This window comes from Mycoplana sp. 10N416, from assembly GCF_056394765.1.
The window spans coordinates 103,384-127,196 of sequence record NZ_JBFTIM010000003.1; the positions used below are offsets into that span (position 1 = coordinate 103,384).

10 protein-coding genes are annotated in these 23,813 nt (G+C 62.3%); 5 read left to right on the plus strand and 5 right to left on the minus strand.

Annotated features, from left to right (window positions below):
• Nucleotides 1-108: 108 nt before the first annotated feature.
• From AC1DDS_RS07670 to AC1DDS_RS07685, 4 genes are all read right to left on the minus strand, one after another.
• Complete coding sequence (locus tag AC1DDS_RS07670) at nt 109-2,979, minus strand: DNA translocase FtsK (protein ID WP_477478336.1); 2,871 nt, start codon at nt 2,977-2,979, stop codon at nt 109-111.
• Between the two features lie 322 nt (nt 2,980-3,301).
• The gene (locus tag AC1DDS_RS07675) at nt 3,302-4,483 is read right to left on the minus strand and encodes a hypothetical protein (protein WP_477478337.1); all 1,182 of its coding nucleotides are present in this window, start codon (nt 4,481-4,483) and stop codon (nt 3,302-3,304) included.
• 166 nt (nt 4,484-4,649) lie between these two features.
• Entirely contained in the window at nt 4,650-5,210 is a 561-nt protein-coding gene (locus tag AC1DDS_RS07680) for a DUF922 domain-containing Zn-dependent protease (RefSeq protein ID WP_477478627.1), read from the minus strand.
• A 307-nt stretch (nt 5,211-5,517) separates the two neighbouring features.
• Nucleotides 5,518-6,222 carry an SDR family oxidoreductase gene (locus AC1DDS_RS07685; RefSeq protein WP_477478338.1) on the minus strand — a complete coding sequence of 235 codons (705 nt, stop codon included), beginning with the start codon at nt 6,220-6,222 and terminating at the stop codon, nt 5,518-5,520.
• A gap of 360 nt (nt 6,223-6,582) precedes the next feature.
• On the opposite strand from AC1DDS_RS07685, the gene AC1DDS_RS07690 reads away from it, so the two are divergent.
• The 3 genes from AC1DDS_RS07690 (at nt 6,583) to AC1DDS_RS07700 (ending at nt 19,429) form a co-directional block, all read left to right on the plus strand.
• Complete coding sequence (locus AC1DDS_RS07690) at nt 6,583-6,891, plus strand: hypothetical protein (RefSeq protein WP_477478339.1); 309 nt, start codon at nt 6,583-6,585, stop codon at nt 6,889-6,891.
• 129 nt (nt 6,892-7,020) lie between these two features.
• A complete protein-coding gene (locus tag AC1DDS_RS07695; protein WP_477478340.1) occupies nt 7,021-13,626 on the plus strand; it encodes a hypothetical protein in 6,606 nt (2,201 codons plus the stop codon).
• Between the two features lie 10 nt (nt 13,627-13,636).
• On the plus strand, nt 13,637-19,429 hold the full coding sequence (locus AC1DDS_RS07700) for a hypothetical protein (RefSeq protein ID WP_477478341.1): 5,793 nt from the start codon (nt 13,637-13,639) through the stop codon (nt 19,427-19,429).
• 83 nt (nt 19,430-19,512) lie between these two features.
• On the opposite strand, the gene AC1DDS_RS07705 is transcribed toward AC1DDS_RS07700, so the two are convergent.
• The gene (locus AC1DDS_RS07705) at nt 19,513-21,882 is read right to left on the minus strand and encodes a M10 family metallopeptidase C-terminal domain-containing protein (protein ID WP_477478342.1); all 2,370 of its coding nucleotides are present in this window, start codon (nt 21,880-21,882) and stop codon (nt 19,513-19,515) included.
• A gap of 506 nt (nt 21,883-22,388) precedes the next feature.
• Between AC1DDS_RS07705 and AC1DDS_RS07710 the strand changes: the two genes are divergently transcribed.
• Together AC1DDS_RS07710 and AC1DDS_RS07715 are read left to right on the plus strand one after the other, a co-directional pair.
• A complete protein-coding gene (locus tag AC1DDS_RS07710) occupies nt 22,389-22,826 on the plus strand; it encodes a DUF1810 domain-containing protein (protein ID WP_477478343.1) in 438 nt (145 codons plus the stop codon).
• A 181-nt stretch (nt 22,827-23,007) separates the two neighbouring features.
• Complete coding sequence (locus tag AC1DDS_RS07715; RefSeq protein WP_477478344.1) at nt 23,008-23,781, plus strand: amino acid ABC transporter substrate-binding protein; 774 nt, start codon at nt 23,008-23,010, stop codon at nt 23,779-23,781.
• Nucleotides 23,782-23,813: the final 32 nt, after the last annotated feature.

Below are 23,813 nucleotides of genomic sequence, written 5' to 3' on the forward strand. Positions count from 1 at the left end.
CCGCTTCGACACCGAGGCGGCGGACACCATTCAGTTCACTCCACGCCTTGACTGCCCCTATGGCGATCGGCGCGGTGGACTACCACGGATCAAGCCGTGGCAAGCCCCTCAATCCTCGTCATCTGCAATCTCCATGGACGGCACGCTGTCGCGGTTGCCGTTCAGGATTTCGCGCTTGCCCACGTGGTTCGCCGCGCCGACCAGACCATCACGCTCCATCCGTTCGACCAGCGAAGCGGCGCGGTTGTAGCCGATCGAGAGGCGGCGCTGGATATAGGAGGTCGAGCACTTGCGGTCGCGCAGCACGACCTTGACGGCCTTGTCGTAGAGGTCGTTGCCGTCCTCCTCGCCCATCGCCGACTTGTCGAACACCGCAGTCTCTTCCGGCTCGGCTGCTTCGTCCTCGTCTGCGTCCTCGGTAACGGTGCCGAGATATTCCGGCCGTCCCTGCGTCTTCAGATGGGCGACCACGGCCTCGACCTCGGCGTCAGAGACGAAAGGGCCGTGCACGCGGGCAATGCGCCCGCCGCCGATCATGTGCAGCATGTCGCCCTGTCCCAGCAGATGCTCGGCGCCCTGCTCTCCAAGAATCGTGCGGCTGTCGATCTTCGACGTGACCTGGAAGGAGATACGGGTCGGGAAGTTGGCCTTGATCGTGCCGGTGATGACGTCGACCGAGGGGCGCTGCGTCGCCATGATCAGGTGAATGCCGGCGGCGCGTGCCATCTGCGCCAGCCGCTGGATCGCACCCTCGATCTCCTTGCCGGCAACCATCATCAGGTCGGCCATCTCGTCGACGATGACGACGATGTAGGGCATCGGCGTTAGATCCATCTCCTCCTGCTCGTAGGTCGGTTCGCCGGTCGAGCGGTCGAAGCCCTTCGGCACGTCGCACATCACCGTTTCGCCATTGGCACGGGCGGTGGCGGCGCGGGCGTTGAAGCCGTCGATGTTGCGCACGCCGAGGCGCGACATCTTGCGATAACGGTCCTCCATCTCGCGCACGGCCCATTTCAGCGCCATCACGGCCTTCTTCGGATCGGTGACGACGGGGGTCAGAAGGTGCGGGATGCCGTCATAGACGGAAAGCTCGAGCATCTTCGGGTCGACCATGATGAGCCGGCATTCCTCCGGCCTCAGCCGGTAGAGCAAGGACAGGATCATCGTGTTGATCGCCACCGACTTGCCCGAACCGGTGGTGCCGGCGACGAGCAGATGCGGCATCTTGGCGAGTTCGGCGATGACCGGCTCGCCGCCGATCGTCTTGCCCAGGCACACCGCCAGCTTGAACTTCGTTTCCCAGTAGCTCTCGCACTCGATCAGTTCACGGAAATAGACGGTTTCGCGCACGGCGTTCGGAAGTTCGATGCCGATGACGTTGCGGCCGGGGACGACGGCGACGCGCGCCGAGAGTGCCGACATCGAGCGGGCGATATCGTCGGACAGTCCGATGACGCGCGAGGATTTGACGCCGGGTGCCGGCTCGAATTCGTAGAGGGTGACGACCGGGCCTGGGCGCACATCGATGATCTCGCCCTTGACGCCGAAGTCCTCGAGGATGCTTTCGAGCAGGCCGGCGCTCTGCTCCAGCGCTTCCTGCGTCATGGTGTGCGCCTGCTCGCCTGCCGGCTGCTGCAAGAGGTCGACGGGCGGGAATTCGTAGTCGGGATTGCTGTCGACCGCAAAGAACAGGCCGGAGCGGGCGAGCGAACGGGAGGGCGTGAGCGCCGGTCTGGCAACCGGAGCCGCAGCAGCCGGCGTGACCGCGCTGCCGTGTTCAGCCGCCGGCGGCTCGACCTCTTCAACAGCAGGTACGGTCGCCGGGACTTCGTCCGGCAAAGCGGCGAAGGCGGACAGCAACGGGGGCATTTGCCACACACCGGCCGTGGTCGTCACGTTGATTGTCGAAGCCTGGAAGGCCGCCAATGACGGCAGCGCCGAGTATGACGCATAGCTTGCGGCAACCTCGATCTGCGTGACTGCCGCAGCCGCCTCGGGCGCCGTCTCGGTCGTGTGCAGACGGGAGCCCGGCTGGACGGAGGCGCGCGAGGCGACCGCTGACGCCGAAGTCTGTGGGGCGGGCGCCTTCGCCGCCGTCAAGCTTGCGAGGAGATTTGGCCGCACGGCATGGCTTGCGACACTCGCGGAGGGACGCGCTGCGGACGCGGCAGCGGGAACTATCGATCGTGGCATCGCGCGAGTGCTGGCAGGTTTGGCCTGAACCGCATCGGCCTGCGTCGCCCGAGTGGCTGGTACAGCATCGATCGGGGCAGCGGCACCTGTCTTGCAATTCCTGAGCACCACCTCGCGATAGAGCGAAGCGGGCGATTCAGGACTTGCACTGAAATGGGGCAGCGTCACGCGATCGGCCGGCGCGAGGTTTGCGAGGTCGACACCCGGGTTCATGATTTCCCAGAGGGCGTAGTCTGAAATGCATAGTCCGAATGCCCCAGCCGGCGGGACCTCGGCGGCGGCTGCGCTGGACTTCGTCGCGTGCGGGTCTTTCGGCGCCGCTTCGCGAACGGCCGGATGCGGTCCCTGGGGAGCAGCCTGCCGCACTTCGCGACTGGCCTCCGTCATCTCGCGCTTGAGGCGCAGGTAGAGAGCCAAGGCGCCGTTGTCGCCTTCGACGCTCTGTGCAGCGGTGGCCTCCGGCAGGGCACTGCGCGGCTCGGTCGACGGCGCGCGCGCATGCCCGCTTTCGATATTGCGCATGACCGTGCTGTCCAGATTTTCGGAAGCCGCATTCGGCACCGGCGCAGGAGTGACTTCCTGCGCGACCGCGAGTTCGTCGACGGCGGCATCGACAGCCTCTTCGGGCTTTGCCGGCTCGATCGCCGGGCCAGGCTTGCGCGCATATGCGCTTTCCGGCGTTCGCGTGAAGCGGACGTTCGGCCCGAGAATGAACGCGCTCTGCCAGGCTGGCAAATCTGCGCCGGCCTTCACTTCCCCGGTGACGGTCATGCCGGGGAGCGTCACTTCGGCTTCTGGCAGGGCTTGGACCGCGCTGACACTACGGGTCGCGGAGACGTCTTGAGCGGTGGACAAACTTGTACGGGAAGGACGCATGGAAACCTGCAACGCTGGAACTACCGGAAGGCATGAAACCCCTTCCCCCGGAATAGAAAATAAAGGTTAACAGCCCCTTTCCAACGGGCCCCTGAAGCCTGCCGGGCAAGGCGCCAAATCGGCCGGGCGCGTGTTAATAAATTTTCAAAATCAGGCACTTGAGCCGACGGCGCATGGAGGCTTGTGAAATTTTCGTGCGCTTCGGGCTGGACCACAGCCGGTTCGGCCGGGTTCACAAAAGTAGCAGTTTCTTGACGAGCGAAAGCACGTCGTCGAAAGGGATCTGGGTGATGCCGACAATGGCAAACGGCAACAGCGCCATGGCCGAAAGCGGCAGGACGGCGCCGCGGGACAGGAGCCCCGGAGAAAGCTTCCGGGCGCTTTCATAGAGCTTGCCCGGATCGGGTATCTCAGCGTCGACCGCAGGTTCCTCCGTGCCGTCTGCGACAATGTTGCGCGACAGCGTCTTGCGCTCGTCCTGGCGCAGACGTTGCGTGGCCTGGGTCGCCGCTACCAGCATTGTCGCCTCGCGCAGCCGCTGCAATGGCGCCCTGAAGGCCGACAGCGGATAGGCAAAGAAACCGAGCACCAGCGCGAGCCAGCCCCCCATGATCGTGGTCAGCGTCCTTATCGAAAGTGCTTCTGCCGCGATGTGCTTGGCGAAGGCGGCTGCTATGGCACAACTGAGACCGAACATGAACGTCCGATAGGCATTCGGATAGTCTGCCAGAAAGGCAAGACCACCTTTGCCGTCGGGATGGTTTGCCACCAGGCGCAGTTCGAGCGAAGCGATTGCGCGCAACAATCGCGACCAGACGTAATGCCGCCAGAATCCGCGCAGCAATAGGAACCAGAAGAGCGGGAGACTTACGAGCAGCGCCCACCAGCCGGCGAGCGTAACGTGGCCGGCAGTCCCCGCCCATGGAAGTCCGCCCCCCTCCAGATGATGCGTGACTGCCCAGAGCGCTGCGAGGTATCCAAGCGCAAGGCAGACGGTTTCGGCAAGACGCGAACTGCGCAGCCGAAGTGCATCGCTTACGGCTGTGGCCGCAGCCGGCATTGCTTCTGGCGCGATCAACGGCGCAGCCGCGAAATGGCGCAGCTTCACCCGCAGACGGTCCTCCACCTGCTGCTCCGCAAGCACAAGTGCGCCGATTGCCAGCACGAACCGCCCCCACGGGCTCACATCGGTGAGGTAGGTTTGGCCAAAAGGCTGAAGGCGCAGGCTGTCGGGCAAGGCAAGGATCAAGGGGACGAGCCAGGCTATGGCGATGTAGATCAGCGCGCGTCGGGGTGCGTTGAGGGCGTCCTTTTTCAGAAGCCCCATCCGTTCCTGCAGCTCGAAGAACGGCCCTCCCTGATAGGCGGGATAGTCGGCAAGCTGGACGCTTTCGCGCGGAGCATGCTTGGCCATCATGTCCTCCCCGTGACAGCGGATTCCGCGGGGCCTCCGGCAGGAGGCGGGCTCAATGCTACCTCATTGCTTTAAAAATCGGAATCGGTATTCAGGACGAGTCGGGAGACCGGGCACAGGTTGACCGCCAGAGAGCGAATGGACCGCGCCCGCACGCCCTTTGTGGTTACAGAGGTCCGAGCCCGTCGTTCACAAGGTCGACGACCAACTGGCGGACGTTGCCTCCGCTCTTCAGTTCGGTACGGTCAAAGTCGCTGTCGCGCTTGCCTTTCGCTTTCGAGATTGGGCCGAGTCGCCGCGTGAGTTCCTTCCTGATCTTTCTGCAATTGGGATCGTCGGCCACGGTCAAGCCAACAGAAACTTCCTCGATCTGGCGCACCATGTCCTTGATGAAGTCGCCGTGCACACGTTCATGGGCCTCAACTCCTGCAAAGAACGTCTCCCATTTGGCCCGAACCGGCGTCGGCAGTTTCTTGGCGGGTTTCGGCAGCATGTAGGTGATGACCAGGTTGGGACGCGCGGAGGCGAGCACGCAGCCGCCGTTCCTCGGTTCATACTTGCGTGACCAGGTCAGCTTGAAATCGGTGAACGCGATGGCCCGACTGCCTCTGACCTCCGGCCCCCGCTCGCCGATCGAGTGGTAGAGTTCCATGCCGGTCGTTCCGTTGATCGCGTAGGTCCGGACTTGTTCGACCGCCTGCCATTCCGCGCGTGCAACCGCAGGCATTGAAAGCAAAAGAGAAATCAGGACGCGCACAACAGCAGAATTCAAGGGGACCCCCAAGGACAAACAATCATTCGCGCGGAAACTACCCACCAGCCGCGCCGCGTTCAAGCACTGCGACAGGGATCATCATGAACGCTGAACTGCCTGCGACTGGGTTTCGTGCTGCCGAGGCGCTGAAGCTGCCTGGCACCGTCTGCCTGCTGACACACGACAGAGGGAAGGCACGAACCGACTGAACCTTGATCGACAACGCCCTCCTGGGGCCAACCCGAGGAAGGCGTTGCAGGTCCCACCGGGGACTCCGACCTTAGACCGAACGTGTCAACCCGCCGTCGACCCGAATGTTCTGTCCGGTGATGTAACCGGCGCCTTCCGAGGCCAGGAATGCGACGGTGGCGGCGATCTCGTCGCTGCGGCCATAGCGCTGCATGGGAACGCCGGCGCGGCGCTCTTCGGTTGCCGGCAGACTGTCGATCCAACCCGGCAGCACGTTGTTCATGCGAATGTTTTCGGCAGCATAGGTGTCGGCGAAAATCTTGCTGTAGGAGGCAAGCCCGGCCCGGAAGACGGCCGAGGTCGGAAACATCGCCGCAGGCTCGAACGCCCAGGCGGTGGAAATGTTGATGATCGCGCCACCCTGCTGGGCCTGCATGATCGGCGTCACGAGGCGCGTGGCCCGGACGACGTTCATGAGATAGACGTCGAGCCCCTTGTGCCAATCCTCATCGGTGATCTCGATGATGGGCGCGCGCGGCCCGTGACCGGCGCTGTTGACCAGGACGTCTATCCGCCCCCAGGCCTGCATCGCCAGATCGACCAGGCGCTTCAGATCGTCGTTCGACTGGTTGGAGCCTGTAACCCCCACGCCGTTCAGTTCCTTTGCGAGCGCTTCGCCCTTGCCCGATGAGGATAGGATCGCAACGCGGAACCCGTCGGCCGCAAGGCGCCGGGCGGTCGCAGCACCCATGCCACTGCCGCCCGCCGTTACAAGAGCCACCTTTTCTACCGCCATAGGCCTCACCTTCCCTGTGATCGGCACGCAGACGCGCGTGCAAGTTCCTGCTTTCCGGCAATGATACCATTCTCGAACCTAAGGTCGAGCCGGGTTCGCAGGCAATTGACATGACAAATGCATTGGATGGCCGCCATCGTTCGCCGTTTGCGTTTGCCTGGTCGTCCAGGCAAACGTCTGGCTGTTCAGCGTCCCCCGTCTTGGGTATTACAACTATCAATTGCAGTTGGTTGTGTTTATCCGCATTGATTGCATTCTAAAGAATTCATGGTAGTCTGAACTACGCCGCATATGCGGCAAGAAACACAGGCGGAAAAGCCGGTCTGTTGTCAGTCCTTCCTGGAAATCATGGAGGCAACTTTGACTACATTCACCATGAAACTCGTTCGTTCCAGAATGACCGTTTATCTGTCCCTGACAGAAGGGACACCCAAGGGAACCTGGAGGAAGACCGACGGTGTATCCCTTCGAGCGGACGCGGGCCTATGGGAGAACTGGACTCTCGGCACCCCGGGCGGATCCGCGAACATCAGACTGTATGACAGCAGCGACAAGGCAGTTCTGCTGAAAAATGTCCTGTCAGGGATTGCCAGCGGTGATGGAGAAATTCTGCTGCGCGGCTTCGGCGGCGCTTTCGGCGACGAGCCGTTTCAGTGGAGCCGCATCTAACGCCTGCTTCTATGCCGCGAGGGAGAAGCGACAATCTGAGTTGAAGGAAGAGCCAGTCGGGTGATCGCGCCGACGGCGCGGACAAGCGCGTCCCGGCGACGGACATTGACGGCCAGGTAGGGGGGCACGATGGCAGACGCGATCAAGCTCGCAATGCGACTCTACACCATCAGCAAGGGCAAAAAGACCCTTGCACTCGAGGTGGGTCAGGACGCCGAAAACAACATCGTGCTGTCGAAGACAATCACGAAACTGTCGTTCAACTATATCGAATTGTATGACGGCAGCGAAGAGAGGCTGCGGCTGAGCCTTCGGGCCCGACCCGGCCGTTTCTTCTACCCGAAGGGAGGTGCGCCAGAGTTGCGTATAGGCCTCCCATTTCCATTGGCGCACTACGCTGATGGTGCTGATCGTCTTGATCTTTCCTCAGTGGTCTTCGCAACTTTCCAGATGAACATGCTTGCCGCCAAGATGTTCGCCAAGGATGGTTCCCTGAAGCTTAACCTGAAATCTGGACCAGCGCACGCTCACGGCGCACCCGGCCCCAGCAAATCGATACCCGGGGTAACGCTCCACGCACTCTCGAACCCGTCCGATCCGCACGAGTTCGAGCGCCGCCTCTTCGCGACGAGTGCGCCGGTCACGATAAAGGAGCGGGACTTTCCGCTGTTGACCCGTCTGCTGCGGAGCCCGGTGGGTGTCGTCGTCAGCGACATAGTCCCAATCCCGGCCGACCCAAAGAACTTCCCAAACTTCCCCCTTCCTCGCTCGATAGTGGTTCGCCCGGTCGGCATCCGGCGCGCGAAACCGAAAACGGAGGCCTGCGATTTTCTTGCGTTCGGCGCCCGTATCAGGGTGGGGCGGGAAAAGGCCGACGTGCCGGGCACGGCAACGCTCGTTCTCGATGAGGCCGACGACTGGCTCGATATTCCTATTCGTGTCGACGAGGATATCTATCTGGACCTCGTCCCGGACGTCTTCCAGCAGCCGGACATAACGAAGGGCGAGACGACGGCGGTCACGGCGTATTTTTCCTACTTGCGCGTCCGCCCGTTGCCGCCACAGCTGTTCGTGAAGCTGTGGAACGAGGCGATCGCCCCGCCCTATCTCGCCGCGTTGCGGACCATTGACGACGCAGCCGACCTGTCCTTCGTGCCGGTGCTCAAGAATATCACTCCGGTTTCGGCTGGAAGCGCAGCTTTCGAGGCGCTTTATGACATCGTGCAGCCGGATGTCGGAAAAGACGATCAGATTGCCGAGATAGCCATTGCCGCGATCCGTCCGGTGCGGCAGAGCGCCACCTTTTTCGCCGACGCAGTCTTCCCCGGCCTGATCACCCACAAGGGCGAGAAGGTCGTCCGCCGCGTCAAGGTAACCGTCGAAAAGCAAAGCATCGAAGACACGTATGAATGGTTCGATGCGTGGCCGATTGGATCGGCGAAGCCCGAGATCAACGTCAGGATCGAGGCGAGAGCGAACGGCGCGGCGGGCGTCGGCGGCCTTGTGCGGATCGGCGCCTTCGACCTTGACGTGCCGAGCGCCGCCACCGCGACGACGGGTGGGCTTCGCCTCCACTACGCAATCACCTTCGACCCGCTCGATCCAAGCCGGGCTCGCTATGCCGCCGCAGGCGACGTGAAGGGCCGAGACGGCCGGGCCAGGCTGCCGCGCGCTGGCGAAGCGGTGCCGCGGATTCGCACCCAGATCGAGCGCTTCGATCTGCACGACGTCCGCCCCGGAGCACAGGACCCCGTTCCCGATTCCGGCCGTGCCTTCGATGCGGTCGTCGAAGACTTCGCCTCGCGGGACGTGGAGGGGAGCGACCCTGACCATTCCCGCGTCGTGCGGGAGAAGCGGATTGCACGCAATCTTTCACGCGCTGCGTCGGTGGTGGTCGTCGACGGTGCCGGCAAGAAAACACCTCAGGCCACGCCGTTCTTTCTCCGCGGCAGGGAGATGACGGCTTCGAAGAAGAACCGACAATTTACCCTCACCTTGCACCGGGTGCCGGAGCCGCAATCCGGCCAGGACCAGCAGCCCGATCCGGCCTTGGAAACCGCTCGTCGCAAGAGGGCCATCGTAGTCGATTGCGAGCCGTTCGCCGTTGCCATGGTCGATGTGCCGCCGCTGGGCGCCGACAGTGCTGCGGCACAGGCGAACGACGGTGAGTTCGCCAACTGGGAGTTATCGGAAGCGGGCGGGGCAAAATGGGAAATCGCGGGGATCACAGAAGGATTCGATCTGTATTTTCCGCCGCAGGCAACTGGGGAGGCTCTCGAGAAGGGCAGCCCCTGGACACCGATTTCGGCAACCGGGGCTGAAACGACGATCGACTACAGGCTCGGCACCGTGGCACGTCTGGAACTGCAGTCATCCTACTACCGGCAGCGTTATGCGGAGGCGCCTTGGAACCTTCGCCGCGTGCTGGGCTTTGCCGGCGATCGGGCTCCGGGCGCCGCCCTGAAGACTGCCCGCTTCGAGTATCTCTATGGCCTCGGCGGACGCCTGAGCGCGCCGGGATTACGGCTCGCCGAACAGGGAGCACGGATCGGTGGCATCCGCGATCCATTGCCGGCGCGCCCCTATGGGCTGACACGTGCGCTTCCCGAGGATGAGACCTCACGCCAGCCGCTCGTCGAGGCGGAACTCTACGACCGGTTCCGGGATGTCTCCGCCTCGTTTGCCAAGGTTTATGGAACAAGGCTTGCGCACTTCGAGCCCTATCGTGAAGGTAGCGACGATCCACTGTCGATCGAGGAGAAGGTGGCATTCGAACTGCGTCTGGGGCCGGAAGCGGGCATGGACATGGAGCCATGGAAGCCGACCGCTTCCCCTGTGGGCTTTGGGGGTGGCGCAACCCGAGGATTTGAATCCAAGGCGATCTACGAGGAGGTCGTCAGCAAACCAACCAGCACGCGCGGACAGATCATCACTCCGGGTTTTTCCGCACTTGGCGGTTCGGGTTTCGTCCGTGCCTTCTTCGCGAATGGCAAGACACGGATCGTTTCCGACACGAGCATCGGCCGCACCCATACCTACGCCATCGAGCGCATCGGGCGCATCGGTGTGTTCTGGAACATCGCCAAGCACGTGATCGTCTACGAACGCACTGTGCTGCCGCACGATCAGTTCCATGACCAGCAGGCCGGCCAGCATTTTGGACGCCCCGTCGTTCGTAAGGCGCGCGAATATGTCGACATCATCGAACCGGAGCGGGCCTATCCTGAAAAGGGCGCCGCTCCGCGGTCGCGCGGCTTCGTGGAGGCCTGCCTGTTTCGCACCCGGCGCATTCCGGTCGACAGCCGATGGGGCCATGACGTCGACGACGGCTGGATCGTGCCGCTGTGGCGCCAGGACGCCGACACCGACCTCTATCCGAAACCAGACGTTCGCCTTCAGCTTGCGAGCGCGCATGCAGACGCCGCTGCAGCGACACTGTCGCGCCTCAAGGACCCCAGCCAGCTGGTATTTTTCACCTCGACACGCGGCGGAGACGGTGACGACCCCAATCTCTGGGCGGCGCGTGAGAATATTGATTTCGTCAATACCCCTTCGCCCATGCCCGTCGGCATGCCGGTGATTGATGCGACCGACCCGGACGGAAAGAGTGCAGATGACCTGATGCGCGACCCGCTGCTCGCATCCTGCACTTTCGATCTCGACAGTGCCGGCGCTGCGGTCAATCTGGTCAATGCCCGTACACCTGCCGATCCGGTTGGCGCAGTGCTGGAAAACGTCACCATGATGCGCTCCGCAGCAACCCGCCAGGCGGGGGGTGCAGCCGGGCGTGCGCTCACGCTACGCCAGGAACTGGAACGCATCCTTGTGGACGCGCGCCGCCTTGAGGCGGTGCTCGACCAGGCGCTGACGACCGCCCGTGCGGCACTCGCGAACCTCGCGCCACTGGCGATCGCACAGACGGAGGCAAAGAGCAAAGCAAAGGTCGATGTCGAACTCGAGGCGAGAATCGCCTCTGCGCTCGTCGCCGAGATCGATCGCCTCGCCGGATTAAAGCCAGTCGTCAGGCGGGAGGCCGCCGCCGCTCGCAATGCGATCGTGGCCGCCGTCGCCGAGGCGCGAAACGCGCTGCAGGATGCGGAATCAGGCTGGACCGACGCGCCGAAGGAGGTCCAGGAGCGTCTATGGGCCGGCGTCGAAACAGCGCTGCTCGCGCGTGTCGACACGGTCTGCAGGCAGGCAGATACGATCATTTCCGGCCTGGACGGGTATCTCGGTCAGGTCGATCCGGCGAAAGCCGAAGTCGTTGCAAGATGGATAGAAGACGCGCTCGCATCTGTCCGTCAGGTCATCGTCGCCGGTGTCGACCAACTTGGCCGACCGCTAGCAGATCTTGAAAGGGCGATCTCTTCGTTCAAGGCGGAGATGCTGGCCGCGCGGCAATCGCTCTTTGACAAGGCCAAAGCTCTGGGCAGGCAGTTTAGAGAGGCCGCGGACAGAGGCGACGTGCGGTCGCTGATCGTTGGCTATGAAACGTATCATGCGGCGGCGCTTGCCACGATCGATGCGGCCGGTACGACTGCGCGCCGCAGGCTGCCGCGCTCGATCAAGTCAGCGCCACTGTTTTCCGGTAAAACAAGGACCCTCGATACCTACCTGACTGGTTTGCATAGGAAGGTCACGTCCGAGCACGACCGGGTGGTTGCCGCGATCCAGACAGAGATGATGGATGCACAGCATGCGCTGAAAGAGATCGGCAACGCCATTGCCGCGACGATTACCGCGGTCGAGGATGCCACGAACGATCTGCAAGATCTGGTCGATCTGGGTCATCAGACCGGCGAAAACGCGGACAAGGCGCTCGGGCAACTGACGAACGGTCTCGACGCCGTTGTCGCGACCAGCATCGACCTGATCCGTGAAGAATGCCTGAAGACAGGGCACACGATCGCAACGCTGAAGGCCGCAGTTCTGAGCCAGCTCAATTGCCTGCGAAAGAACGCCGACGGGTTCAGGGGCAATGCGCACGACGCAGCCAGGGACCTGAGAGCCATCCTCGGCGGCGTTCTTGACGAGGTCGGCAACAATGTCGCCGATGTCGTGGAAGCGCTAAGCAACCAGATCGACAAGGCGAATGTGGCGGCCACCACCACGATCACCGATCTTGAGAACGATCTCGTCGTCGCGATTGACGATGGCATTGCAACGCTGAAGGGCTACAGCGGCGACCTCGCCGCCGCCATCCAGGACGCCGCCGAGAAGCTGAAGACCGGCGCCGATGCTATTGCCAACGGCCTACGGCAACAAATTCCGCCCGCGGTGGCCGATAACATTCGTGTTCTGGAGGAGGGCTATAAGCGCCTGTCGAAGGCCCCGACGTTCCAGAACCCCAGCGACACGCTGGCGCTCGTGCGCGCTGCGGGCGCCTCGCCGATCCTGCCGAATCTCACCTTCAACCGGGAGCGGATCGCCTATTTCTTTGACGATGCGCGCGACGCCATCCGGACATCACCGGTAGTGGCGCTGATGAACAGGCTGGACGACGACCTGAAGGCGCTCGGCATCCGCATTCCCACCGACGAGATTCTGGAGCGCCTGATCCCCAAGGGAATGGAGAACTTCGATTTCGGCAAGCTGTTTCCGGATCTCGGCGGCCTCAAGCTCGATGGCCTTTTCAAGAACCTGCGCATGCCGGCCGCCCTGAACGACAGGGTCAAGGTCACGGATGGTTTCGACAAGGCAAGTCTCTCCGCCTGGGCGAGAGCAGAGGCAAGTTCGGCTTTCCCGGATCGATCCGAGATATTCGAGTTCGGCCCGCTGAAGCTGTCGATGGTCGGTGGTCGCTTTGACGCGACCGCCAATCTCGAGACCACCCCCGATGGCGTGACGAAGCGGGCGGCCAGGGGGGACATCGTCGGCGACTGGGAACTGGCCTTCAGCGGCCGGCCACTCGTGACGCTGGAGCAGACCCGGGTCTTCTTCGAGGACGGCAAGGGGCTGGACGTGGACATCAATCCGGCCCGCGTGCGCCTGGACCGGTCCATCAGGTTCCTGTCCGACCTGATCAAGTCGTATGGCGCACCGGATTCTGGCTTCTTTCTCGAGATGCTGGAAGAGCAGGGCATGCCCGCCGGCGTCGCCGCAAGGGTCGACCTGCCGCTTCCGCCCCTGTCCTTCGGCGCCTTCTCCGCCACCGGCCTGCGCTTCTCCAGCACGTTCGCGTTGCAGACCAGCGGCGACAGCGGCGCCAAGCGTGGCGACTTTGCGCTGTCGACGGCGTTGGCGATTGGCCGCAAAAGCGAGCCCTTCGTGCTGCGCTTCTGGATCCTCGTCGGTGCCGGTTGGCTCGAAACCCGGGCGAAGTATTTCCCAACCTCCGGCAAACTCTCGAGCGCGGTATCGATCGGACTCACGGCCGGCCTCGGACTCGATTTCGCCTTTGGTCCCTGTCGTGGCTTCGCCTATGCCATGTTCGGCGTCTATGCCGAGTTCGAAAATGACGGAGGCAGTGGCAAGAATTTCTCCATCGCCGTCATCTTTGTCGTGCGCGGCGGCATCGTAGTCCTCGGACGGTTCAACATCGGCCTCTCGCTGCTTCTCGAACTGGTCTACCGCGACGACGGAACGGCGGTCGGGCGCGGTACGATCGAGGTCAGCTTTCGAATCTGCTGGTGTTGCGAGATCAAGGTTCGCCAGGGCGTCACCTATCACCTGAGCAAGACATCCGGAAAGGCGAAAGCAGCCGGCAAGCCGCACTATCTCGACAGTTTCGCCTGAGGGGACAACCATGAAATTCGTGCTGCTTTGCGATATCGTCCGGGCGCCCAGCTCTGGAAATCCGATTGTTGGCATGCGTCTTTCCGGCGCAGCGTTGAGCCCGAGCGATGGCGAGAAGGAAGCGGATGTCCTCTTGTCGGCAAAAGCGCTTTTCGCCAGAGTTGCGAATATAGATCTCCCTGCGCCGGATCATTCTGACTTCAGCAAGTATCTGAATAGTCTCGATGGTGGCGCAGGTCCGCTCTTTCCCTGGATAGGCGGCAACGTTCAGTTCGTCCCGCTCTGGGCCTCGGTTGATCCGAACGCACCAGCCGGGCCAGTCACTCCGAGCGCCATTTCCTCAGCCGGGATTGCGATGCAGGCCATTGTCCTGCCCAACGGTGGTGTTGGCGGCCAGCCGAATTTCGAGATGAAGGACACCGTACTCGCCGCGTTGAGACACGCGGCGTTGCAGGATCTCATCGGAACAGATCGAACGAACAAGTTCGCTTTTCTTGAGCCCTTCGTGTTGTCCGGGCTGTACGGTAACAACGAAACGCGACGGATCGATGAAATCTCCGGTAAGGACCGGTCGTTCCGCTACGAAGCCTTCATGGCCGGTCTCGCGTCGGTAGCAGCACCGGTTCCGCACGGGCGCCTCAATCTTGCTCGTTTCGGTGAATTGACGAAAATTGACCCGCCCCCGACAGGCGACCACGCCCTGATGGTCGCCGCACCAAGTCTGAAACTGCGCAATTCAGCGATAATTCTGGAGCCGGATTTAAGTGCATCTGCCCCGATCGTTTGGACGAAGACGGCTTTACACGTGGTCGCAACGATCCCCTATAACGCGAATTTCCATAACTATCCGATCGAGGTCGTCTGTCGCGCGATCGATCTGACGGCCCCCGCGACCAGTGCTTCCAGCTTCATCGACCTCAACACGTACTGGGTGCGGCGCAATCACACCAGGCAAGCCGATGATCCGCGCACCGGCGTCGGTTTCGATGATTGGCTGTCCCAGTTGGCAGGGCGCGCAAGCGAAGGATTCGACCTACCGCGCCTTCTGCTGAACGCGCTCTATGACGACGTGAAGAAGCCCGGCGCGCCATTGAGCGCTGCAATCTCGGCAGGCGATCGTAAGATGGGTGCGCGTTGCCTCACCCATACCCTCCTGGCGGCGTTGCGCGATATCGTCGGGCCGGGCTGCATCGTGGAACCCAACAAAAAACCCGTCGAAGGTCCGAACGGTTCGCCGGCGCACCGCACGATTGTCGAACTGGTCAGGCAAGCCGCTGCGGGAACGGCACTGGACGAGACGAAGGCGAATGACCTGTTGACCGCCATTGAAGCGGATGACAAGGCGTTTCGCGACGCCTTTAGGCGGGGCGGAACCAACGCGGATGCGCGCCTCCTGGAGTGGTTCGACATTCTTGCCGCCGTCATTGGGCCGCGCGTCGGCCTAGCGCGAACCGGCGCCGCCTTCGCGGAGGCTATCGCCGATGCCATTGCCGGCGAAGATGTTACCGCCGGTGCTTACGATCCCACCTGCCTCGGCCGCGTCTTGGATGCTGCTGTCGAGCCGATGAGTGCGGCCGAAATCCAGATCGGACTGTGGCGCAGGGCGGTCGGCGCCGACCGTCACTTTGACGCCTGGTTTTTCGCTGCCACTGATGCCTTTAAGCGCCTTTTCGCCGAAAGCTTCGATCTGGTCGGGACCCTGCGGAAAGCCAATCTCGACCTGCCATGGATCGAAAACGGCGGGATCTGGCGAAAGATGAAGCCTGGCCCGACACGCGACATCGACGTCCTGCGCGGAACTGAGACAGAGAAAGGCAGCATCCGCGAAACGATCAGCGCCTATGTGCTTGGAACGGCCTGTGAGGCAATCGGCGCCGCCACAGACCTCGAGCAGGCCTTTGCGTCGCGACACGGCAGGATGGGAGCACTGCCGGCAAGCGCTCGCTCGACCGTCGTCGAAGCAATCGATGGCGTGATCGGTGGCAGCGTTCGGAGCTGGTTTGACGAACCGCGGGAGGATGGCGACGGCGACACGCTGCTCACCGGCCCGCTCGTCTCGGATGCGCACCCTGTGGCGCTTCAGGTCGATCGAATGGTTCTCAGCGAGGCAGCTGGGCCCGACTTCAACGAAGACCTGGCGGGCTATGGAATTCTGATGCGACGCACCGATTCGCAGGAGAATTGGCGCTGCCTGACGGCTTCGTTCGCTGAAATCGATCCCGAAACGACACTGTCGGGGAAAACAACGCCCGTCGAGTTCGTGGATGCGCCCCGCACCATGGTGGGAACCTTGCCCGTGGGCTACGTCGGGCTCGCACCGCAGGCCAGCCTTTTCTACGACAACCGACCAATCGTCGGCGACGGACAGGCGGACGCCAGCACCGATCCACAAGACGGGCCGCCGGCAGACCCGCGGATTCTTCGGCTGTTGCAGCCGGTGCAACAGCACAATCCGCCCGAGGAGACACTTCTGCCATTTCTGGCCTATGGCGCGACCTTCGAGATCGCGCCGTTCGGGGCAACGAACCACGGGGCGTTGCCAGAGGAGATCCGCCGGTCGGACTATCCCGCCCTGCTTGACCCGGACAAACTGGCGCCGGACCTGTTTCCGCCCGACAGCGAGTACCTGCGTCGCTTCACCTATCTCAGGCGCACCGGGATCGGCGCCTTGAATGTCGCCGCCGACCCCCTGCCCGACGCGACGGCCTATCATCCGATGGTACCGGGAAAGGAGACCAGGCCGATAGTGGAGGAGATCCTTGTTCCGCCACAGGCCGTCGAGCCGTGGCTGCCGATCCAGGCTTCAGAGAAAAGACGGCCGCTGAAGATGAAAACCGCGCTCCTGCTGACGGCGCCGGACAGCGGACATCTCGATGACCGCTGCAGCCGTCTGACGCTCAGCATCGCCCCTCCGGTTACTTCGCTGGAGGACTTTGATCGGTGGATCGCATTCGAGGAACCGCTTCTGTCCGAACCGAATCGCGGGAAGCTGCGGACCTTTCGCAAGGCGATACGTGACCGGTACAACGCCCAGACGCTCGAACTGAACGACCATGAAGCACGGCTTTCAAGAGCGTCAGGCGCGGCGGCGAAAACACTGCAGAGACAGATCGAAGCAATAAACACCTCCCTCCTCCTCCAGGATCCGGCGGTCGATGCCTTGGCCATCTCGGTCAGGCGCGTGCGGCGAAACGGGGCGCTGCCAGACGACGCAGCGAAGCCGTTCGCTCCGGCTTTCATCCCATGGGGATGGCAGTGGAATCCCGGCCGCGACCCCGACGACCCCTTCGCCGATCGCGGACCGATCCAGCTATTTTGCAAAATCGATCCGTCCGCAAACGAGCCCTTCGACCCGAGCCGCCGGACCGTCGCACTCGCGGCGGGAGACGTGGTGGTGGTCCAGCTGTTCGCCGCGGTCAGGAAGGAGCGGTTTAGCGATGCCGTGCCGCCCCTTGGCATACGTCGCTTCGACCGTTCCGTACGCGAAGCCTCGGTCGGAAATCTCGACGACAAGGACTTGCCGAGCGACGGCACTGATACCTACCGGCTTTTCAGCTTGCATGAGATTGCAATCGAAGCGGCATCGCAAGCATTGCCGCTGGCGCAAGAGCTCGCAGCTGCCATCAGCGGCCAGATCGTCGGTCACATGCCTGCTGCCGCAGACGAGCGTGCCGGCGATGTCCGGCTCGACTTCACGCGCACCGCAAATGTAGCAATGGATGCGGTGGGCTCGGTCACCGTGGGAACGCAGGCCTGGCATTGGACGGGCCGCCCCCTGCCGCCGTTCCCCTTCAAGGCGCCCCGCTGCTTCAACGCGTTTCCGCACGACGATCCGTCCGATCCGTACGACGCCAATCCAACCAAGCGCGCACCGCCGCCATCGGCCTCAGAGTATCCGTTCCTTTGGGATATTGCCGGATTTGCAGAGCGCCTGGACGAGACGCTTGGCGATCCCACGGTCGCCGTCCCGATCGCCGAGAGCGTCGACGCGAGTGGCAAGGCATCGCCTGCGCCACGGCGCATCGCCCGTAATTCGCCGCAGCGGATGGAAGTCGCGCGGTATCTGCGGTTCCGGGCAAGCGTGAGGTCGCGCTATGAAGCAGCCTATGCGGCAATCGGCACGCAACTGGCGCCACGCTCGGCGAACTGGGAGAGTTCCAGTGGGCTCTGGACGACCCCCTGGTACCGAATTCTGCGGCCCGCCGCTGCGCCCGCGGACGTCCCGAAGCCGAGCATCAAGGCAATCCTCCCGCTCACGCGCGCATTGAAGGAGGGCGATGAAGCCTTGCCGGTTTCCGGCGTGCTCGCCGTCATGGATGGCGCCTGGTACGAGCACGCAGGGCTCGCCGACTGGATGCTGGCGGGGGTCGAGGTTGCCCATCGCGCCAAGTTGCTAAATCCGGCAACGAGTGCACCGGGGGCGGCCCGGGCGGTGGAGATCGGTCCTGATCCGCTCGTGAGGACCTATGGGTTGTCTAATCAATCGCCACTCGAGAAGCGTTCACCCACAACCGTCGACGAGCTGCGGACAGTCGCGCCGGTCAAGATCAGCGGCCCGCTCGGGCATGGCTTCGACACCGGGACGGCAACTGGGCTCTTCCTCAACAGCTCCTTTGTCGTGCGCCCGCCCGACTTTGCGATGGAGGATCCGGATGCGTGGTGGATGGGCAAGCTGGCTTTCCGCCGCATCGTGCTGGCAGAAGGAGTCACCGGGTATTGGGCGGGCAGTTCCGCCTCTCCCGCCTCCTCGACATCTGGTCAACTGTCCATCACGCAGCACGCAATTGCAGCTCCGCCGAAAGCGTCAACGGCGAGCATCAGTATCGAGGCGCAACTGGCAACCACCGCCGGTGAAACAGCGCATCGTTCGCTGGAGGTCGATGTCCAGTGGGATGGTCACACCTGCACGCTCGTCATCGACGGCGCAACGAGCGAGGCGGTTACACTGAAAAACACCGCTTTCGACTTGCGCATACTGGCGGTACGTCACACCTCCCTCATCGATCCGGCCGGGAGCCTGCGGTTTGCCTGGTTCGATATCTTGCTGCTTGTCCGCGAGCGCGACGGTCATTGGTTCGTCGCCTGGCAAAGCCGATGGTTTGATGCACCAGCAGATCCGATGGAGGACACGTCCGAGGCGGAACTGACGCTTTCGCTCGAAAGCTCGCCGACCGATTCTGCGGTGGGGCCAAAGCAGGTCAGCCGCGCGCTGCAGGTGTCCGAGCCGACGGAGGGACGCTGGACACAGTTCCTTCCAAATATGGACGTGCTTGGGCGCCTGGGCAGGGCGCCGCTCGACAGCCTGTCGATGAGAATCGATCCGGAGAAACCCACCAACCTTCTATTGAACGCCGGGGGCGGTTGGCTATCGACCAACGGTCTTAAGGCCGAAAGGGGGCCTGGCAAGGAAAACCAGGGCCTGTTCAATCTCCTCCTCGTCACGGCGGGCATTGCCAGCGTCTCCGGTGACGACGATGAGATTTTTATCGGCCTGTACCATTCCCCGAATGGCTATGACAATTCCTTGGAGGCGATCCCGCTCGAACCCTTCGAGACCAACGCCGCGCCGTCGTTTCCGTCGACCGGCGCACTGATCGGCCGGATTCTCACGGTTCGGACGGGCAAGCCGCAGGTGGTGAAGGCGGACATTTCGGACTGGCGAGACGATCCCTGGAAGCAGTTCTTTCCTCACGAGGCAAAGAGCGCAAGCGATCCGGAGCGGGTGTTCGCAACGCCTGTGAGCAACGCCGCGCTGCAGATCATCGAGATCTATGCGCCGATCTACCTTCAGGATCGGGGTTGAGCGGGAGCAAGTTGCCCGCCCCCCTTCCGCCTATTTTGTGAGGCGCCCGGACCCGGATCGCTGCGGGGTTCCTGCGGGCTGCATCAGATGACGAGGAAGTCATCGTGGCTCAGCTTTAGATTCTTGTCGACTGTGGCAAACAGCGTTGAACCGCCACGTCCTGAGCCGTCTTTGTCGTAGAAGAGCTTGCCTGTGTCGGTCTCGTAGATGATCCGGTCGCTGCTGTCGGTGGCCTTTCCTGTGGTGTTCTTGGCGAAGGCGCTGCTTGCCAGTGTGCCAAGCTTCGTCAGAGCGGTGAAGATCGCGTTTTCCAGATGGATCACGTCGCTGACAACCGAGAAATCCGTGATCCTGTCGACGTTCGAGGTCGCACTCAACTTCGTATTGAAGACGAATGCATCCTTGCCGCTGCCGCCGGTCAGTACATCATTGCCGAGCTCGCCATAGATCTTGTCGTTGCCGCCGCTGCCGTCGATGGTATCCGCACCGAGACCGCCTTTCAGCACGTTGTTGCCAGTATTGCCAACGATCTGGTTGGCAAGGTCGTTGCCGGTACCGCTAATGTGGCCGGAGCCGAGGAGCGTCAGATTTTCGATGGTCTTGTAGGAAGCGAGCGAGCGGCTGATGGTCGTTGTGATCGTGTCCGTCCCCGAGCTGTCTGAGACCTTGTCGAACCCGGAACCCAGGACGAAGGTGTCGTTGCCCGCGCCGCCGATCAGCGTGTCATTGCCCGCACCACCATCCAGAATGTCGTTTCCGGCGCCGCCGTCGAGGATATCGTTTCCGGAGCCGCCGGTGCTCTTTTCCACCGGATTGGGCAGGACGATACTGAGGATATACTGGAACTTGTCGGGAATTGGCCCGGCCGTCGGGCCGTTACCGACATCGTGATACTTTCCCACCTTGACGTAGTAGCGGCCGGCGGTCTTCACCGTGTAGGCGATAAAACTTTGTTGACTGTGACTCGTGTCGGGATTGTCGCCGACCTGTAGTGCCGAGTCGTCATTGAAGGCCAGCACTTTGCCGTTCGCGTCGACGAGTTCAATAAAGCTGTCCAGGCCGCCATCGATGTCGATGGTGATCTGGCCAGGCGCCTTGACCTCGAAGGAAAACCAGTCGAGGGCTGCATTGCCAGTTCCCAGAACCTTCACGCTCGGGTTCGTGCCGGATCGGTCCAGGGCGACGTCGGCTCGAAACCCAATATGGTCGTCGAGATCGATGGCCGTTGTCCTGGTGTCGTTGTCGCGCACGAGCTCCCTGTAGAGGCCAGAGCCCTTGTAGGTTGCCGAAGGCGTGCGGAAATCGCCGTAGAGGGTGTCGTTGCCATTTCCGCCGTAGAGCGTATCCGAGCCCCCACGGCCGACCAGCACGTCATTGCCGTTGTTGCCCCAGAGCGTGTTTTTTGCCTGGTTGCCGCCGATGTGGTCGTCTTTCGAGCCGCCCTTGGCGTTCTCGATCAGCGAACGCAAGTCACCCTTGTAGTGCAAGGCGTTGTAGACATTGCCGTTGGCGTAGGCGCCCTCGCCGAGATTGGCCTGCTGCTCCTGTGACACGAAGGACCATGCACCAGGCGCCAGGTCGATCAGGGCATTTTCCGTGTAGTTCGAAAAATCGTAGGTGTCGGTGCCGCCGCCGTCCCAGATCGTCAGGAACAACCGGTTGGCACCGGGCTGACCCTGCCCAACGCCGTTCACCGACATTTCGCCGGTCGTCGTCGACCACTTGTAGACGGTGTTGCCCGCGTTCGTTCCGAAATTTGCGCCATAGAGATGCTGGAGTGCCGCGATGTCGTACATCATCAGCGTCTGGGCGTAGCCGTACTCTTCGTTGGTGTAATATGGTGGATATTGATGGCCGATATAGCTCCGGTAGGTCATCACGGAGAATTCTATCGCGTCGCGATCATGCGGGATGGCAAAGTTGAAATCATCCTTTGCGTGGCCCAGGTGTCCGTGGCTCAGGCCCATGGCGTGGCCGAACTCGTGGATATGGGTGAACCAGGAGTAATCGCCGAGTTTCGGGGCGCGATAATCTTCCTTGGCGCCAAAGACGACATCTCCGCCTGTAAGCCCTTGGTCGAGAAGCGGAAAATCCACGACCTGGGCGGTGCCGATAGTCTTGCCACCCAGTGTCACGGCCTGGGAAATCATGATGTCGGCCGCGCCCAAGCCGGGCGCCACCAGGGAAAAGGTCAAGTTGGCGACCTGCGAGAACGAGCCGTAGGTGAAGAATGCCGTGCCGCCCGCAACCTTGCCCAGCAGAATGGACTGGGTTGCGTTTTGCTGATCGATGCCGACCTGCGCCAACCCACCAAATGAATGAGGGTAGCCCACGAAATCCGCGACCGTTGGAAAGCCAAACGTGATCGTCGCACCGACCTGCCATTGAGTGCCATAGAGCAAGCCGTCGAGATAGCTGTCGCCAGACAGCCACGCTTCTACTACTGTTGGCATGAATTTCCCCCAGTGAACTCCAGGGGAGTTCATGCAACCTATCTAATATAAATACGTGTGTTACACCTTTATGGAGAGTTGTATATCGACACAAGTGCGACGTCGAATTTGGCTGGTCCACCGATGCCCGTACTTGCAAAACAGTTAATCCGGCGCCTATCGATCGCAGCCCTTGTTGTGACGTTGCATGCCGAGGGAACGTTGGAGCAGGCGCGGGCAGGTCCGGGTGATGCTACCGGGATCGCGGCTCCTGTACGAGATCCGGATATCGCGGTCATGGAGGAATTCGCCATGGCCCGGTCAAGCGGCACGGCCGAGGCCTGGACGCGCTTCATCGCCCGCCATCCGCAACATCGCCTCGCGCACAGGGCTCGCGCGGAACTCCGCCGATTGTCGATGCAATAGCTCGCGCGTCGGCGGATGTTCCATCGAACACTGGTGTTAGCGGCGTTGCGCGGCGGATTTCGTGCTATTATTCACTTCCGTCCATTCATCGGCATGAAACGATGCAACCGCCCCCCGCTTTCGACCTGTCCCGTTTTCGCGACGCTCAGGCGCCGATCTATCAGCGGGCGCTGGCAGAACTGCGGGCCGGGCGAAAGCAGAGTCACTGGATGTGGTTCGTGTTTCCCCAGATCGACGGGCTCGGAATGTCGGCAATGACGCAGCGCTATGCCATAGGCTCGCTTGGCGAGGCTTCGGCCTATCTGGCCGACCCGGTTCTCGGACGACGTCTTTCGGAATGCGTGGAGGCCGTCCTGGCCGTCCCGGAAAAATCCGCCCACGAAATCTTCGGGTCGCCCGACGACATGAAGTTCCGATCGTCTCTGACGTTGTTTGCCGCTGCGGCAACCGATCGCTCGCTCTTCGAGGCGGCGCTGCAGCGCTTCTATAATGGTGTGCCGGACTCACGCACGCTGGCGCTGCTCGGCGACCAACGTTAGGCCGCGTCGCGCGCAGATTTGCCAAGCGATTTTCGTCAGACGGCGGCGATGGCGCCAATTCACGGCAAAGTGGAAAAATATTCGCCTTCCAGCGCTTTGAAAGCAGTTTCGTTTGCTCCAAACGGGCCGAATATTTGCGATCTAGAGCACACAAGTTCAATGACCAGAAACGGAGAACGACATGTCCTGGTTCAAGTCCATCGCCGCCGCAAGCCTGTTGCAGGCGGCCTTCCTGGTTCCGGCCCTGGCCGGCGAGAACCTGGCGGCGATCCAGTCTGCCGGTGTTTTCAAGGTCGGTACGGAGGGCACCTATGCTCCCTTCACCTATCATGACGAAACCGGCAAGCTGGTCGGCTTCGACGTCGAGATCGGCGAGGCCGTCGCCGCAAAGCTCGGCGTGAAGGCGGAGTTTCTGGAAGGCAAGTGGGACGGTCTGATCGCCGGCCTCGACGCCAACCGCTACGACGCGGTGATAAACCAGGTCGGTATAACCGATGCCCGCAAGCAGAAGTATGACTTCTCCGAGCCCTACATCGCCTCCAAGGCGGTGCTGGTCGTGCGCGGCGACGACGCCAGCATCAAGGACTTCGCAGACCTGAAGGGTAAGAAGTCGGCGCAGTCGCTGACCAGCAATTTCGGCAAGCTCGCCCAGGAAAACGGTGCAGAGCTCGTCGGGACCGACGGCTTCGACCAGTCCATCCAGCTCGTTTTGACGGGCCGCGCCGACGCGACGATCAACGACAGCCTGTCGTTTCTCGATTTCAAGAAGCACAAACCGGACGCCAACGTGAAGATCGCCGCCGAGCAGGCTGATGCCGACTATTCCGGCATCATCGTGCGCAAGGGCGAGCCGGAACTCGTCGAGGCCATCAACAAGGCACTCGCAGAGATCAAGGCTGACGGAACCTATCAGAAGATCGCCGACAAGTACTTCGGTCAGGACGTATCGAAGTAACCGCTGGCATGAGATGGCAGGGTCCCGGGAAT

Bases quoted from the DNA above. Each gene is read 5' to 3' on its own strand.
- AC1DDS_RS07675 (WP_477478337.1), bottom strand. From the start codon at position 4,483: ATGGCCAAGCATGCTCCGCGCGAAAGCGTCCAGCTTGCCGACTATCCC.
- AC1DDS_RS07680 (WP_477478627.1), bottom strand. From the start codon at position 5,210: ATGCCTGCGGTTGCACGCGCGGAATGGCAGGCGGTCGAACAAGTCCGG.
- AC1DDS_RS07685 (WP_477478338.1), bottom strand. From the start codon at position 6,222: ATGGCGGTAGAAAAGGTGGCTCTTGTAACGGCGGGCGGCAGTGGCATG.
- AC1DDS_RS07695 (WP_477478340.1), top strand. From the start codon at position 7,021: ATGGCAGACGCGATCAAGCTCGCAATGCGACTCTACACCATCAGCAAG.
- AC1DDS_RS07700 (WP_477478341.1), top strand. From the start codon at position 13,637: ATGAAATTCGTGCTGCTTTGCGATATCGTCCGGGCGCCCAGCTCTGGA.
- AC1DDS_RS07705 (WP_477478342.1), bottom strand. From the start codon at position 21,882: ATGCCAACAGTAGTAGAAGCGTGGCTGTCTGGCGACAGCTATCTCGAC.
- AC1DDS_RS07710 (WP_477478343.1), top strand. From the start codon at position 22,389: ATGCAACCGCCCCCCGCTTTCGACCTGTCCCGTTTTCGCGACGCTCAG.
- AC1DDS_RS07715 (WP_477478344.1), top strand. From the start codon at position 23,008: ATGTCCTGGTTCAAGTCCATCGCCGCCGCAAGCCTGTTGCAGGCGGCC.